Here is a 15,671-nt window from a genome sequence, read left to right as displayed (position 1 = left end):
CGCTTCAGCAATGCTGAGGCGGCGGCTTATTTGCATCTAGGTTCAGGCTTAGACAAGCACGGTTGAGCCCATCAGGTATTTATCCACTTCACGCGCCGCTTCACGGCCTTCGTTAATGGCCCAGACAACCAGACTTTGTCCACGGCGCATATCGCCGGCAGCGAACACTTTATCTACATTGGTATTGAATTTGCCATAACGGGCCTTCACATTGCTGCGGCGGTCCGTATCCAGCTTCAGCTCTTCAATGATGTCCTGCTCCGGTCCGTCAAAGCCGATCGCGATCAGGGCAAGCTGAGCCGGATAAACCGCTTCGGTGCCGGGAACCGGCTGATAAATCTTCCGTCCGGTCTCATCCACCATCCGGCGGATTTGAACCGTATGCAGCTCCTTCAGATTTCCTGCTTCATCCCCGACAAACTTCGTAGTCATGATGGAGAATTCACGCGGGTCCTCACCGAACACGGCTTTGGCTTCCTGCTGTGCATAGTCCAGCGTATAGACATTAGGGAACTGCGGCCAAGGGTTCGCAATCGGATCCCGTGTAAGCGGCGCCTTGTCATGCGTACCGAACTGGGTAATGCTGCTGCAGCCGTGCCGCAGTGCGGTAGCTACACAGTCTGAGCCTGTATCTCCGCCGCCAAGCACGATTACATCCTTGCCTGCCGCAGATACATAATTGCCATCCTCCAGATTGGAGTTGAGATAGCTCTTGATTGTTCCGTTCAGATAATCCATAGCGTACATTACACCGTTAAGCTCGTTCCCTTCAACATTGAAGCGTCTGGCTTTGGTCGCTCCGCCGCACAGGACCACAGCATCGTACTCGTCAACCAGCTGCTGTGCCGGGATGTCCTTGCCGATTTCTGTGTTCACAACGAATTCAATGCCTTCTGCTGCCAGCAGATCCACACGGCGCTGCACCACACGTTTGTCCAGCTTCATGGTAGGAATTCCGTACATTAACAGGCCGCCGATCCGGTCACTGCGCTCGAACACAGTTACCGAATGTCCTGCTTTGTTCAGCTGCGCTGCCGCGGCCAGTCCGGCAGGGCCGGAGCCGACGATGGCAATCCGCTTGCCGGTGCGTTTCTCCGGAGGATTCGGCACTACCCAGCCCTCTTCAAAGCCTTTATCCACGATAGCCAGCTCGATAGTCTTAATCGTTACCGGTTGTCCAATCAGGCCAACGGTACAGGAGCCTTCGCAGGGAGCCGGACAGATACTGCCCGTAAATTCTGGGAAGTTGTTCGTCTTGTGCAGACGCTCCAGAGCTTCACGCCAGAGCCCCCGGTAGACCAGGTTATTCCATTCCGGGATCAGATTGTGTACAGGACAGCCTGAGGTCCCACCGCTCATATCCATGCCCGTATGACAGTAAGGTGTTCCGCAGTCCATACAGCGTGCACCTTGGGTCCGGAGCTCGTCCTCAGTCAGATGCTCGTGGAACTCTTCCCAATCCTTAATGCGCTGCTCGGGTGCCCGGTCTCCTGGGAGCTGGCGCTTATACTCCATAAATCCAGTAGGTGTAGACATATATACGTTTCCCCCATCCGTTCTCGTCGTGTTGATGTATAGTACACTATAGCATATCCGCAGTAAAATTATAGCTGTCTACAGCGCAATGAAGATTCTGCATATTTTATACTACGCAAATATTAGCATTTCTAATTTTAATTATAGTAGCATTCTATACTTTCGCACAGTAATGGATTAATCTGCAGATTTTTTGTACTATTTCACATCATGTGTCAGAGAAAACGCTTTATCGTCACACCTGCGTTCATAAACAAGGAACCGGTAATCATATGGATTCTGCTCATTGCGGATTCCAGGTGTATTTGATATTTCCTGCCACTGGCTCCAGTCCACTTCAGGAAATACGGTATCACCTTCAATATCATCTTCAATCCGCGTTATGAGCAGCTTATCGGCATGCGGAAGCAGCAGACGGTAAATTTCCGCACCGCCGATAATCATCAGCTCATCCTCTCCACGGCCGGCTGCAAGCGCCTCTTGCAGCGTATGGACAACCTGTGCACCATCAGGCGCAAAGCTCTGATCACGGGTCAGGACAATGCTTCTGCGGCCCTTCAGCGGCTTGCTGCCGAGCGACTCCCAGGTTTTACGGCCCATCAGCATGGACTTGCCCAGCGTTTCAGCCTTGAAATAGGCGAAATCCAGCGGCAGATGCCAGGGCATAGCATTATTTTTGCCGATTACACCGTTTGCAGCCATTGCCCAAATCATTGTGATACTCATATTTATGCCCTCTTTTCCACGAAATCATAGGGTTTAGATTGCTACCGGTGCCTTGATCCCCGGATGATGGACATAGCCCTCAAATTCGAAGTCCTCGAAGGTATAATCGAATATACTGTCAGGAGATCTGCGGATCTTCAGCTGCGGCAAAGGATAAGGTTCTCTCGCAAGCTGCGTTGCCACCTGCTCCATATGATTTGCATAAATGTGTACATCACCGCCGGACCAGATGAAGTCACCCACCTCAAGACCGGTCTGCTGGGCCACCATATGGGTAAGCAGCGCGTAGCTGGCAATATTAAACGGCAGTCCCAGGAAGGTATCTACTGAACGCATCGTAAGCATGCAGGAAAGCTTCCCGTCCGCAACATAGAACTGAAAGACAAAATGGCAGGGCGGAAGCTTCATCTGCTCAATCTCGCCCACGTTCCAGGCACTTACAATGTGACGCCGCGAATCGGGATTGTTCTTAATCGACTCTATTACTTCAGAGATCTGATCGATATGACGTCCGTCTTTGCTCTCCCAGGCCCGCCACTGTGAACCGTATACCGGTCCCAGCTCCCCGTTCTCATCGGCCCATTCATCCCAGATGCTGACACCGTTCTCCTTCAGGTATGAAGTATTCGTATCGCCTTTCAGAAACCATAGCAGCTCATGCACCACCGATTTCAAATGGATGCGCTTGGTGGTCATCAGCGGAAAGCCCTTCGACAGATCAAACCGCAGCTGACGCCCGAATACAGAGACTGTGCCTGTTCCGGTCCGGTCGCCTTTGGCTGTGCCGTGGTCCAGTATATCCTGTAATAAATCCAAATAATTACGCAAGCAGTATCGCACCCCTCTCTCTTTTTCATTTCTCAGTTTACCATGACCTGACCGCCCTTGTAACTTGCCTGAGTGCAGAAAATGCAATTTCCTGCAGCTCCCAGGCAAAAGAGGATGTTTCCTTAACCATTCAACATGGCCGCGGAAACATCCTCTGCTTATTTCACCGGAATTACCCGGCCGAAATTATTTAATTACGTGAATCGGATGGCCTTCGACCAGCTCAGCCGCTTCCATGACAATTTCGCCAAGGGTTGGATGCGCGTGGATCGTGAGTGCGATATCTTCGAGCGTAGCGCCCATTTCAATCGCCAGACCCAGCTCAGCAATCAGGTTCGAAGCTTCGATACCGACGATTTGCGCGCCGAGCACCTGGTTGTTGTCGCTCTTAGCGACAATCTTGATGAAGCCTTCCGGAGCGTTCAGGGACACGGCACGGCCGTTGCCTGCGAACGGGAATTTGCCGCTCTTCACAGCATAGCCCTTATCCTTCGCTTCCTTCTCAGTCAGACCTACACTGGAGCATTCAGGATCTGTGAACACAACAGCCGGCATAACCTTGTAGTCCACCACGGATTTATGTCCGGAAATAGCTTCAGCAGCAATTTTACCTTCGTAAGAAGCTTTATGTGCCAGAGCAAGACCAGGAACGATATCACCGATAGCAAAGATGTTAGGGATATTAGTACGGCCCTGGTGGTCAACTTTGACCAGACCGCGTTCATCCAGCTCAACACCGATCAGATCAAGACCCAGCTCGCCGTCTGTGTTAGGACGACGTCCAACTGTAACCAGCAGGTATTCAGCAGTAACTTCCTTGGACTCGCCGCCCACGGAGTATTTCACTGTAACCTCTTTATCATTTTGTACAGCACTTTCTGCTTTGGCATTCGTTACGATCTCAATACCGGTCTTCGCCATGTTCTTGGCTACAAGACGGGTCATATCCTTATCGAAGCCAGGCAGTACAGTGTCCAGACCTTCAATGATCGTTACTTTTGTGCCGAATTTGGAGTACATTTGACCCAGCTCGGCACCGATGTATCCACCGCCAATAACGATCATGCTCTTCGGAATTTCCGGAAGATCAAGCGCTTCGGTCGAGGACAGGATACGTCCGCCAAACGGGAAAGGCTTCAGTTCAATCGGACGGGAACCCGTTGCAATGATGCAGTTATTGAATTTGTAGCGCGGGGATTCATGATCATTGAACAAACGGGCTTCGTTTGTGCTGATGAACATAGCTTCACCGTTGAACACTTCAATTTTGTTGCCCTTCATCAGGCTGGTTACGCCGGTTGTCATTCTTTTGACAACGCCGTTCTTGAACTCCTGGGTTTTGGCCCAGTCCACTTTAACGTTCTCGGCAGTTACACCGAACACTTCGCCGTGCTGTGCAGCCTCAAACTGATGAGCTGCTGAGATCAGGGCTTTGGAAGGAATACAGCCGCGGTTAAGGCACACGCCGCCAAGTTCCGATTTATCTACAATGATGACCTTCTGGCCGAGCTGGGCGGCACGGATTGCCGCCACATACCCGCCGGGACCTGCACCAATTACCAATGTGTCGATTTCGATTGAAGCGTCTCCGACTACCATTTATTACACCTCCATTACTAACATATCAGGATTTGCAAGCAGGGTCTTAATGTAGTTCATGAAATTCTGTGCTGTTGCGCCATCGATAATCCGGTGGTCAAAGCTCAGGGACAGTGCCATTACAGGTGCTGCAACGATTTCACCGTTCTTAACAACCGGCTTCTCAGTGATGCGGCCAGTACCCAGAATCGCAACTTCAGGGAAGTTGATGATCGGAGTGAAGAACATGCCGCCGGCGGAGCCGATGTTCGAGATGGAGATGGTGCTGCCTCTCATTTCATTTGCAGCCAGCTTGCCGTCACGTCCGCGTACTGCCAGATCGGTAATGGCACTTGCAATCATCCAGATGCTCTTACGGTCAGCGTCTTTGATGACAGGAACGATCAGGCCGTTATCTGTATCAGTGGCAATACCGATGTTGTAGTATTTCTTGTAGACAATTTCGTTGGACTCTTCATCAATCATAGCGTTAAGCGCCGGGAATTGACGTGAAGCCGCAACAAGTGCCTTCACGATGAACGGAAGATAAGTTACCTTCACGCCCTTCTTCTCGGCAACTGGCTTCATACGGGCACGGAAGGCCACCAGCTCAGTAACATCCACTTCGTCCATGATGGTAACATGCGGCGCTGTGTAGGCTGATTTAACCATGGCATTGGAGATCGCTTTACGGATACCTTTGAACGGTACGCGTTCTTCTTCAAGGTTGGCATTGCCGGCTGCTGCAGGAGCTGCTGCTTTAGCTTTTGGAGCTTCTGCTGCTGCAGATGCTGCCGGTGCGGATGCCGCTGCTGCCGGAGCCGCTGCTGGTGCTGCCTGGCCGCCCTTCAGGAAGGACTCTACATCTTCAAGTGTAATCTTGCCGTTCTTGCCGCTGCCGTTCACCTTGGAGATGTCAACGCCTTTGTCGCGGGCAAATTTACGCACACTTGGAGTGGCCAGTACTTCGCGGTTAGGAGCAGGTGCTGCTGCCGCTGCTGTACCTTGGGCTGGTGCCGCTGCCTGGGCTGCAGGAGCTTCTTCAGCGTGGCCGCCCTCCTGGTGAGGAACTTCGCCTTCCGCTGCAATGACAGCTACAACTTCGCCGACACGGCATACCTGACCGTCCTTCACGCGGACTTCAAGCACTGTACCGTTAACCGGGCAAGGCACTTCTACAACCGCCTTGTCGTTCTGAACTTCCATGATAATATCATCGTCAGTTACTTTGTCGCCGACTTTGATATGCATTTTGATAATTTCGCCTTCATGCAGACCTTCACCCAGTTCAGGGAAGAGGTACTGGAAGTTTGTAGCTCCACCGGTTGCAGGCGTGCCGGCTGCCGGTGAGGAGGTTGTGTCCGCTCCGCCTTTAGCTGCATCAGCTTCCTGGGTAGCCTGGGCTGCAGCATGTCCGCCTTCCTGTTCAGGAACTTCACCTTCCGCATCGATAATCGCCACAACTTCACCTACCCGGCACACTTGACCGTCTTTAGTGAATACTTCAAGCACTGTGCCGTTGACCGGACAAGGCACCTCTACCACTGCCTTGTCATTCTGAACTTCCATTACGATATCGTCATCGGTTACTTTATCGCCGGCTTTGATATGCATTTTGATAATTTCGCCTTCATGCAGACCTTCGCCCAGCTCTGGGAACCGGTACTCAAATTTTGCCACCTTGATAACCTCCTATAAAAGTTAAATTAAATTTCAGTCAGATATATTACAGAAACGGTTGCCGCCCTTTCGCAAGGGCGGCAAGATGAATGTATCCTAGAATTCCAAAACTTTCTTCACAGCTGTAATTACGCGTGCAGGAGTTGGAATCCAAGTATCCTCGATTTGTGCAAACGGGAAGATGGTATCCGGGCCTGCTACACGAAGCACAGGGGCTTCCAGATGCAGCAGAGCTTTTTCGTTGATCTGTGCAATCACTTCAGCGGCTACGCCGGAGCTCTTCTGGGCTTCCTGAACAACAATTGCCCGGTTGGTCTTCTTGACAGAAGCCACAATGGTATCAATATCAATCGGGCTAACTGTACGCAGGTCGATGACTTCAGCCTTGATGCCTTCCTTCTCGAGCTGATCAGCCGCTTTGATAGCTGTATGTACCATCAAGCCGTAAGTGATGATGGATACATCGCTGCCTTCACGGACAACACTCGCTTTACCCAGCTCAACAGTATATTCCCCTTCAGGAACTTCAGCACGGAACGCATGATACAGGTTGAGGTGCTCCATGAAGAATACAGGGTCATTATCACGGATCGAGGCAATCATCAGGCCTTTTGCATCATAAGGGTTTGAAGGAATAACTACCTTGATCCCCGGGCTTTGGGCAATCAGGCCTTCAAGGGAATCCGTGTGCAGCTCAGCAGCCTTAACGCCGCCGCCAAACGGAGTGCGGAATACAACTGGTGCATTATATTTGCCGCCCGAACGGTAACGCAGGCGTGCAGCCTGGATAACGATCTGGTCGAGGGCTTCGAAAATAAAACCGACAAACTGGATTTCAGCGATTGGACGGAAGCCTTGAATCCCGAGACCAAAAGCCAGACCGCCGATTGCGGACTCGGCCAGCGGAGTATCGAAGATGCGCTCCTCGCCAAATTCTTTCTGCAGCCCTTCTGTTACACGGAAAACGCCGCCTACATTACCAACGTCTTCGCCAAAGATCATAACATTAGGGTCGCGACTCAGTTCAACGCGCATTGCGTCACGAATTGCTTCTTTCATATTCATCTGTGCCATTGCCTGATATCCCCCTTATTCAAAATCGGCTTTTTGTTCTTCAAGATGTTTCGGAGTTACCTCGAACATGCTGTCGATCAAGCCGGGAATGGTCATTTTTTCGGTCTGTTCTGCTTTCTTGATCTGCTCGTTTACAGTCGCTTTCGCTTCTTCTCTTACGCGGGCAGTATCTTCTTCGGTCCAAAGGCCTTTCTTCTCCAGATACTTGGCAAGACGGGCAATCGGATCCTTCTCATTCCACTGGCCTTCTTCATCCTTGGAACGGTATTTGCTGGCATCGTCAGAAAGGGAATGCGGGCGGAAACGGTAGGTTACAGCCTCAATCAGCGTTGCACCTTCACCGTTACGGGCACGCTCAGCAGCCTGCTTCACAGCAGCGATTACCGCGAAGACGTCCATGCCGTCTACCTTGATTCCGGGAATACCGACCGCAACCGCTTTGTGTGCAATGGACTTCGAAGCCGTCTGCTTAGCGAATGGAGTCGTGATGGCATAACCATTATTCTGTACGAAGAAGATTACCGGCAATTTGAAGCGTCCGGCAAAGTTAAGGCCTTCATAGAAGTCACCTTCGGAAGAACCGCCGTCCCCTGTATAAGTGATAGCAACATTCTGCTGTTTCTTCAATTTGAAGCCCATGGCAATCCCGGTAGCGTGAAGAATCTGCGCACCGATGATGATCTGCGGCATAAGTACATTTACGCCGTCAGGAATCTGTCCGCCGTGCTGATGACCGCGGGAATACAGGAAAGCCTGGTATAATGGAAGTCCATGCCATACGAGCTGCGGAATATCGCGGTAGCCCGGGCAGACGAAATCTTCTTTCTGCAGTGCAAATTCACTGCCGATCATTGTAGCTTCCTGGCCGGATACCGGTGCGTAGAAACCAAGGCGGCCCTGGCGGCCCAGGTTGACTGCACGGTCATCCCAGGTACGGGTAAATACCATACGGTACATAATTTCTTTCAATTGATCATCGGTAAGATCAGGCATCATTTCCTTGTTGATAACTTCACCATCCGGAGAAAGTACCGAAAGGGCTTCAACGTCCTCTGTATACACTTCATAAGGAACTCTAGTCATTATCTTCACCTCAATAAAAAAATTTGAATATCAGTGGTCTCTGTTATAGAATTATTATACACCTGTTTCAGCTGTTTCGTCAAAGAAATACGCATAAAATTTATGTTTCCATAAATTTTGTATGTATAACAGGCGAATAATTATCATATAACAGATGCGAGGAAATTTATCAAGTAAATGATAAATCCCACATTTGTATCATGGGTAATTTTAACGCAACGCTTAGTCTAATGCAAAAAACGACATGAAAGGTGACGAATCGCCAATGAGTGAACCTGTTTTTCTGAAACGTACAATAGTGAAACAAACGTTATGGAGCGAGCATCTGCAGGAGGAGCGCAAGCTGCGCATTTATCTGCCCCCCGGTTACAATGAGGTTCTCAGCTATCCTGTAGTCTACTGCCAGGACGGCGAGGAGTTCTTCAACTTCGGCCGGATTGCGACACTTGCCGGGCAGCTGATCATGGAGCAGGATGTGGAACCCTTCATTATAGTGGGCGTTGAAGTGAACGTCGCTGTACGCACCCAGGAGTACGCTCCGTTCGGCAGCCGTTACAAGCAGTACCTTGCATGCTTCGCCGAAGAGATTATTCCCTTCATTGAACATAATTATCCTGTGCGCCGAACACCTGATGAGAGGATTGTTGCAGGCGACTCTCTTGGCGGCAGCGTATCGCTGCATCTTGCCCTAACTTATCCTGCATTGTTCAACCGTGTCCTCAGCCTCTCCGGGGCCTATTATCCCGAATCCCGCGAACTGCTGGCGCGTGAAGAGGACCTGTCCTGGCTGCAGATCAATATGGTGGTCGGCCTGCAGGAACGGGACTATGCGACGGATACCGGGATCTACGATTTCGTAGAAATGAACAGGGAAACCAAAGCCTTGCTTGAATCAAGGGGAGCAACGGTCTCCTACCGCGAGAAGGATGGCCGCCATCTCTGGGGATTCTGGCAAAAAGAACTACCGGAATCATTACTCTATTTCTTTAACCGCTGAAACAGCCAAACCGGCCTTAAAAGTGAACATCTTCCGAACTTATGTATGTATAGCAGGTGTGTGCGTTTTCATATTACGGCGGGCTATGCCCGCCCTTGTCATGCAAGGACGGCCTCCAACTCCTGCAGCAGATTAGGCCTGCTGAAGTTTCTCGCTTCTGATCCGGTCAAGCAGCACATCGCAGCCGGCATTGATCAGATCATAGACCTGTTCGAAATTCCCCGTGAAATAAGGATCCGGCACTTCACGCAGTTCCTCCTCAGGCAGAAGATCCATGAAATACATCAGCTCCCGTTTATCGCCTCCGGGAAGCTTGCGCACATTAACTCCATTAGACTGATCCATACAGACTATATATTGAAATTTGTCAAAATCATCACCGCTGACCAGCCGCGCCATCATATCCAGATAACTGATTCCGTGCAAATCCAGAATGCGCCGGGTTCCCTCATGCGGCAGCTTGCCGATATGCCAGTCTCCGGTTCCGGCCGAATCCACTGTAATCTGCCCGGACAATTGCTGCTGTGCAACCTTATGGCGCAGAACAGCCTCAGCCATCGGGGAACGGCAAATGTTGCCCAGACAGACGAATAATACGTTTACGATCGCTCCCACCTCCTAGTGATAGTTAGTGCCTCTTACTTTCTGACAGCTACGTGCGGCAGACGTACTCTCTTTATTTTAGCGTCCGTGCAGCAATTGTACAACTTTTCAAACTGCATTATACTGTTCAGGATGACTGTATTAATTGCAGCAAGGAGGAGATTGGATTGCCAACAGGACGTGTTGTCATCTTTGCAGGCGGCGGACTGTCACCTGATTTTTTGAGCCTATTAGATGAAGAAGATTATATTATCGGTGCCGACCGGGGGGCTCTGTTCCTGATCCAGCACGGGATTAAGCCCGACATAGCCGTAGGCGATTTCGATTCCGTCTCTGCGGAGGACCTGCAGCGGATTGAGGCTGGCGCAACAAAGACTATCACCTGTGATCCGGTATACAAGGATCTGACCGATTCGGAGATGGCTCTGGATCTTGCGCTGGACACCCGGCCTGAGTCCATCCTGTTTCTGGGGGTAACCGGCACACGTATGGATCACACACTGGCCAGCATCCAGATGATGACCCGGGCCCAGCAGCGGCAGGTTGCGTGCTCGATTATGGACGAGCATAACTATATTACACTCACCGGCTCCCAGGCGGTTGTAGAGGAACGGGGATTCACTTATGTATCCTTACTGCCCCTGACGCCGGAGGTTACAGGAATTACGCTGCAGGGCTTCCAGTATCCGCTCACCAATGCCACCCTGAAGCTGGGACAGTCCCTGGCTGTTAGCAATGTGCTGCTGACTAGTCCCGGAACTGTGACTATTGAGAGCGGACTGCTGCTGATTATCCAGAGCAAGGACTGATTACATAGGGATTTGGAGACATCGCTGTAACCTTTGTTTCAAATATGTAAAGCCGGGATTTCCCTTGACAGACAAGGGATTCCCGGCTTTTTATAATGAATATTAAGCTTAAATATTAATTTTTTGTAACTTTTAATGATTTTTTAATAAAACGCTTTCATTCCAGTCCCAGCTTGACTTCCGCCCCTCCCCCCCAGAATTTAGGATATAAATTACCTGCTATACTACGAATCAGAGAAGGACACTAGAAAGATAGATACAAACCTGGGAGGTATTACTACATGAATAAGCATCAATGGTTTAAGCAAGCACTTGCCGTCGGGATCTGCACTTCAATCGGTCTCGGCACACTAATGTCAACCGGAGCGGGCACTGCCCCTGCTGCCGCAGCATCTGTATCAGCTGACTCTGCCGCTGCTGCCTCTGTATCAGCTTCCTCAACCGGTACAAGCATTGTCAGCTTCGGCAAAAAATATCTGGGTACGCGGTATCAGTTCGGCGCATCCACTTCAACTACCAGATACTTTGACTGTTCTTCATTTACAAAATATATCTTCAGCAAATATGGCGTTAATCTGCCGCGTACATCCGTAGCCCAGTCCAAAGTCGGCACGGCCGTAAGCAAAGCCAATCTGCGTCCGGGCGATTTGCTGTTCTTCTCCAGCGGAAGCCGGGCTACCGGCAAGAATGTAACCCATGTGGCTGTATATGCAGGGAACGGCAAGATTCTTCACACCTACGGTTCACCGGGTGTAACGATTTCAGATCTCAACTCCGGAAACTGGAAAAGAACCTACCTGAAGGCCCGCCGCGTACTGTAGACTTTGCTTAGTGTGCTGAATCTCATCTTCAGCAGTTGGCGCCGTTCTCCGGCGCCCGCAGCACATAACCGGTTCCGCGTATCGTATGAATGAGCTTGTTCCGGTGGCCCTTGTCCACCTTCATGCGGATATGGCGGATATATACATCGACCACATTGGTGTCTGCGTGGAATTGGTACCCCCATACCTGCTTCAGTATTTCGCTGCGTGAACAGATTTCACCCAGATTCACCGCCAGATAATACAGCAGATCAAATTCCTTGGGGGTCATCTTCAGCTCGTTCCCGTCCCGGCTGACCTGCCGGCGGCTGGGATCCAGGATCAGGCCGTCTACTTTGAGCAGCGAGGCCAGTCCTCTGCGGCGCCCGGTCAGCTTGAGCAGATTGAGCACTCTGCATTTGAATTCTCCGGTATGCACAGGCAGCGACATATATTCATTCCCTCCGGCATCAAAAGCGGATACAGCCGCCGCACCCTGCTGCTCTTCTGAAGCTGCAGAGAGCACCATCACCGGCAGAATTCCTCCGTGATTCCTAATATCCGCAACAACACTCCAGCCTGGCCAGCCGCCCGGATCACACAGCTCTGCAAGCAGCAGTACAGGTTCTGTACCGGACAGCAGCAGACGCAGCTCCTCTACATCTTCGCTTATGGCTGTCTTCATCCCCAGATCACGGAGCGCTGCTTCAACTTCAGAATATCCGGCTTCCCGGCTCCTCCGGTCCTCCGCAGATTCCTGCTCACCCGGGGGCAGACCTGGAGCATACCAAGCGATAAGTTCATTCATTATGGATTCCCCCGCATGTTCGCCTTGCACCGGCTGTGCCGCCGCAGATGAGCCTAGGATTCCCGCAAAGCAAAGAGACCATTCCTTCCGGATGGTCTCTTTGTGTACTGTACTCTAGATAGGGCAAAAGCAGAATTAATTCACGAAATCTATCTCCTGGAAAGCGGCAACCTCAGTTTCCCAGCGCTTCTCGACAAATGCCTGGTGGTCAGGATGAGCATTATAGGCGTCATAAGCCGCCTGATCGGCAAATTCCATGGAGAAGCCGTACTGGAATTCACATTTGGCACTGACCTGGCGCAGCACCTCGAAGTTCATCACTACCGGAATATTGCTGAGAATCTCCGCTCCATCGCGCAGAAAAGCGGCGGCTTCCGCAGAATCCGGGGCAGCCTTCAGTGTAAAGACGGCCATATGCCGTATCGTTCCATTCTTCAATGTTCTCGCTCCTTCTTTATCCGAAATACCGGTGATAGAAGCTGCGGGCGGCAGCGGTATCACTGGTTCCATGAATCAGCGCCCTCCCGTCGGCAAACACAACCATACGGTATGGTTCCTCTGTGTATGAGACCAGGTAAGGATTGCTCTCTACCTTGCCGCTGCCCAGACTGGACAAACGGGCGGCAGTCTCCTGCAGATCAAGGCTCCCGCGCCGGGCTGGACGAATCTGCACAGTATCCCGGCCGCACAGTACATCGCTGCGCTCACTGCCCGACGCCGACAAGTACGGATACACAGGCTGCTTGCCACAGGAAGGACAGTCTACTTTTTTCGCCGCCTTCACCCCGATCTCCTGCTGCTCATTACGCCAAATATCGAAGGTCAGCAGCTTGCCGCGCAGCTTCTCCCGGTATCCGCCGAGCAGCTTGAGCGCTTCCGCAGTGCCGTTTGCCGTTACCAGCTGCACAGCCTGGGGCAGAATTCCGGCCGTATCACAGGTATCTCCGCCAAGCGGAACAGTACCCAGCAGACAATTCAAGCAGGGGGTCTCACCCGGCAAAATGGTATAAGTGACTCCATAGCTTCCTACACACGCCCCGTAGATCCAAGGGATACCGTGCTTGTGTGCGAGATCATTGATGATGAGCCGGGTATCGAAATTGTCCGTCCCGTCCATAATCAGATCAACCCCTGGCAGCAGGCTGCCCAGCTCCTCCGCACGCCCGTCCAGCACATGGGCTTCAATCGTTATCTCCGAATTAATCTCCGCCAGCCGCTGCCAGGCTGCAGCCGCCTTAGGGGTCCTCTGTCTGGCATCCTCTTCGGTATACAGCTGCTGGCGCTGCAGATTGCTCCATTCCACATAATCACGGTCAACCAGGATGAGCCGGCCTACCCCGCAGCGCGCCAGCGTCTCGGCGATACCGGTGCCCAGCGCCCCCATTCCGACAACCAGTACAGTTGATCGTGCTAATCCCTGCTGCCCGGCAGCCCCGAAGGGGGTGAACCGGATCTGTCTGGAATACCTGCCGTCCCGGCTTGCGGAACCAGCACCTGTTCTTTTGTCACCATCAGGATTCATATAGCCTAACCCCCTGTCCCAGTTATACAGTTTGAGCCGACCACTGCTCAACATCCCACACCTTGGTCACCCAATCCTCATAAAACTCCGGCTCATGGGAGACCAGCAAAATGGTACCTTTATATTCCTGCAAGGCCCGTTTGAGCTCTGCCTTAGCCACAATATCCAGGTGGTTCGTCGGCTCATCGAACAAAATCCAGTTGCTCTCGCGCATCATAAGCTTGCACAGGCGCACCTTGGCCTGCTCTCCCCCGCTGAGCATGCTGAGCGGACGGGTAATATGCTCGTTCTTAAGCCCGCAGCGGGCGAGATGTCCGCGCACCTCATTCTGGGTAAGGCCGGAGAATTCATTCCATACATCGTCAATCGGTGTAATATTCTCTGCCTTTACCTCCTGCTGGAAATACGCTGAACTCAGATAATCACCAAGAAAGGTTTTGCCGCTGAAGGTCGGAATTACGCCAAGGATCGTTTTGAGCAGCGTCGATTTGCCGACTCCGTTGTAACCGACAATCGCAATCTTCTCGCCGCGTTCAATGATCATATTCAGCTTGCCAGGCAAGAGGGGACGGTCATAACCGATCTCGAAATCAACACCCTCAAATACCGTCTTCCCGCTGGCCCGGCTCTCCTTGAAACTGAAGGAAGGCTTCACCGCCTCTTCCGGACGGTCAATCCGTTCAATCCGCCCGAGCTGCTTCTCGCGGCTTTTGGCCCGGCCTGAGGTTGATGCCCGTGCTTTGTTGCGCTGAATGAAGTCTTCCTGCTTTTTGATATACTCCTGCTGCTTCTCGTAGGCGTCGATATGCTGTGCTTTATTCATCCCGGCCATTTCGAGGAACTTCTCATAATTCGCCGTATAGCGGGTCAGCTTGGAGAATTCCAGATGGTAGATCACATCCACGATTTTATTCATGAATTCCGTATCATGGGAGATCAGCATGAATGCATACGGATAATTTTTCAGATAATTCGTCAGCCAGTCGATATGCTCCACATCGAGATAGTTGGTCGGCTCATCGAGCAGCAGTACATTCGGTTTCTCCAGCAGCAGCTTGGCCAGCAGGACCTTGGTCCGCTGCCCCCCGCTCAGAGAGGTTACATCCCGGTCCAGCCCGATTACAGACAGGCCAAGGCCATTGGCCATTTCCTCCACCTTCACATCAATCAGATAGAAGTCGCCGATCTCTAATTGCTCCTGGATTTCCCCCATCTGCTCCAGCAGCTCCTCCAGCTCCTCCGGAGACGCCTCACCCATCTTATCGGTGATTGCCAGCATCTCCTTCTCCAGCTCCAGCAGCGGCAGGAAGGCATCGCGTAATACATCCCGCACTGTTTTGCCTGCTGTCAGCAGTGTATGCTGGTCCAGATAACCGTAACGGACACGCGGGGTCCATTCGACTTTGCCGCTGTCCTTCAATAATTTGCCGGTCAAAATATTCATCAGCGTCGATTTGCCTACGCCATTCGCTCCAACAATGCCTACATGCTCCCCGTCCAGCAAACGGAACGAAACATCCTTGAACAATACCCGGTCCCCAAAGTTATGGGAAACGTCTTCTACAGTAAGTAAACTCATAATTTCTCTGCTAGCTCCTGTCTATATATATAAAATTTCAAAATTCAT

General features: G+C 51.6%; 15 protein-coding genes. 3 read left to right on the top strand and 12 right to left on the bottom strand.

What is annotated here, in order from left to right; translation table 11 throughout:
• Positions 1–48 precede the first annotated feature (48 nt).
• The 7 genes from LOS79_RS06970 to pdhA all read right to left on the bottom strand — a co-directional run bounded on the left by LOS79_RS06970 (position 49) and on the right by pdhA (position 8,505).
• Positions 49–1,536 carry a glutamate synthase subunit beta gene (locus LOS79_RS06970; RefSeq protein ID WP_315417402.1) on the bottom strand — a complete coding sequence of 496 codons (1,488 nt, stop codon included), beginning with the start codon at positions 1,534–1,536 and terminating at the stop codon, positions 49–51.
• A 198-nt stretch (positions 1,537–1,734) separates the two neighbouring features.
• Positions 1,735–2,262, bottom strand: coding sequence for a dihydrofolate reductase (locus LOS79_RS06965; RefSeq protein WP_315417400.1), 528 nt, complete (start codon positions 2,260–2,262; stop codon positions 1,735–1,737).
• A gap of 33 nt (positions 2,263–2,295) precedes the next feature.
• On the bottom strand, positions 2,296–3,090 hold the full coding sequence (locus LOS79_RS06960; protein WP_315417398.1) for a thymidylate synthase: 795 nt from the start codon (positions 3,088–3,090) through the stop codon (positions 2,296–2,298).
• A 186-nt stretch (positions 3,091–3,276) separates the two neighbouring features.
• Positions 3,277–4,689, bottom strand: a complete 1,413-nt coding sequence (gene lpdA, locus LOS79_RS06955; protein WP_315417396.1) for a dihydrolipoyl dehydrogenase — start codon at positions 4,687–4,689, stop codon at positions 3,277–3,279.
• A gap of 3 nt (positions 4,690–4,692) precedes the next feature.
• Complete coding sequence (locus tag LOS79_RS06950; RefSeq protein WP_315417393.1) at positions 4,693–6,348, bottom strand: 2-oxo acid dehydrogenase subunit E2; 1,656 nt, start codon at positions 6,346–6,348, stop codon at positions 4,693–4,695.
• A 96-nt stretch (positions 6,349–6,444) separates the two neighbouring features.
• Positions 6,445–7,422, bottom strand: coding sequence for an alpha-ketoacid dehydrogenase subunit beta (locus LOS79_RS06945; RefSeq protein WP_315417391.1), 978 nt, complete (start codon positions 7,420–7,422; stop codon positions 6,445–6,447).
• 15 nt (positions 7,423–7,437) lie between these two features.
• Positions 7,438–8,505: a pyruvate dehydrogenase (acetyl-transferring) E1 component subunit alpha gene (gene pdhA, locus LOS79_RS06940; RefSeq protein WP_315417389.1), complete on the bottom strand. Its 1,068-nt coding sequence runs from the start codon at positions 8,503–8,505 to the stop codon at positions 7,438–7,440.
• A 265-nt stretch (positions 8,506–8,770) separates the two neighbouring features.
• On the opposite strand from pdhA, the gene LOS79_RS06935 reads away from it, so the two are divergent.
• Positions 8,771–9,502, top strand: coding sequence for an alpha/beta hydrolase (locus tag LOS79_RS06935; protein ID WP_315417387.1), 732 nt, complete (start codon positions 8,771–8,773; stop codon positions 9,500–9,502).
• Between the two features lie 132 nt (positions 9,503–9,634).
• On the opposite strand, the gene LOS79_RS06930 is transcribed toward LOS79_RS06935, so the two are convergent.
• Positions 9,635–10,108 carry a low molecular weight protein-tyrosine-phosphatase gene (locus tag LOS79_RS06930; protein ID WP_315422043.1) on the bottom strand — a complete coding sequence of 158 codons (474 nt, stop codon included), beginning with the start codon at positions 10,106–10,108 and terminating at the stop codon, positions 9,635–9,637.
• 164 nt (positions 10,109–10,272) lie between these two features.
• On the opposite strand from LOS79_RS06930, the gene LOS79_RS06925 reads away from it, so the two are divergent.
• Together LOS79_RS06925 and LOS79_RS06920 are read left to right on the top strand one after the other, a co-directional pair.
• Positions 10,273–10,914 (top strand): thiamine diphosphokinase, encoded by a 642-nt coding sequence (locus LOS79_RS06925; RefSeq protein WP_315417384.1) that lies wholly within the window; start codon positions 10,273–10,275, stop codon positions 10,912–10,914.
• Positions 10,915–11,195: 281 nt separating this feature from the next.
• Positions 11,196–11,735, top strand: a complete 540-nt coding sequence (locus LOS79_RS06920; RefSeq protein WP_315417382.1) for a C40 family peptidase — start codon at positions 11,196–11,198, stop codon at positions 11,733–11,735.
• 28 nt (positions 11,736–11,763) lie between these two features.
• On the opposite strand, the gene LOS79_RS06915 is transcribed toward LOS79_RS06920, so the two are convergent.
• The 4 genes from LOS79_RS06915 to LOS79_RS06900 all read right to left on the bottom strand — a co-directional run bounded on the left by LOS79_RS06915 (position 11,764) and on the right by LOS79_RS06900 (position 15,623).
• Positions 11,764–12,522 (bottom strand): response regulator transcription factor, encoded by a 759-nt coding sequence (locus LOS79_RS06915; RefSeq protein WP_315417379.1) that lies wholly within the window; start codon positions 12,520–12,522, stop codon positions 11,764–11,766.
• Between the two features lie 135 nt (positions 12,523–12,657).
• The gene (locus tag LOS79_RS06910; RefSeq protein WP_315417376.1) at positions 12,658–13,032 is read right to left on the bottom strand and encodes a Dabb family protein; all 375 of its coding nucleotides are present in this window, start codon (positions 13,030–13,032) and stop codon (positions 12,658–12,660) included.
• Positions 12,977–14,044, bottom strand: coding sequence for a ThiF family adenylyltransferase (locus LOS79_RS06905; RefSeq protein ID WP_315417374.1), 1,068 nt, complete (start codon positions 14,042–14,044; stop codon positions 12,977–12,979). The genes LOS79_RS06910 and LOS79_RS06905 overlap by 56 nt, the downstream gene beginning before the upstream one ends.
• Before the next feature lie 22 nt (positions 14,045–14,066).
• Positions 14,067–15,623: an ABC-F family ATP-binding cassette domain-containing protein gene (locus LOS79_RS06900; RefSeq protein WP_315417372.1), complete on the bottom strand. Its 1,557-nt coding sequence runs from the start codon at positions 15,621–15,623 to the stop codon at positions 14,067–14,069.
• Positions 15,624–15,671: the final 48 nt, after the last annotated feature.

The sequence above is a fragment of the Paenibacillus sp. MMS20-IR301 genome (genome assembly GCF_032302195.1).
Taxonomy (GTDB): domain Bacteria; phylum Bacillota; class Bacilli; order Paenibacillales; family Paenibacillaceae; genus Paenibacillus_AQ.
The sequence above is the reverse complement of the archived record's forward strand: the minus strand, read 5'-3'. Positions and strand labels throughout refer to the sequence as shown.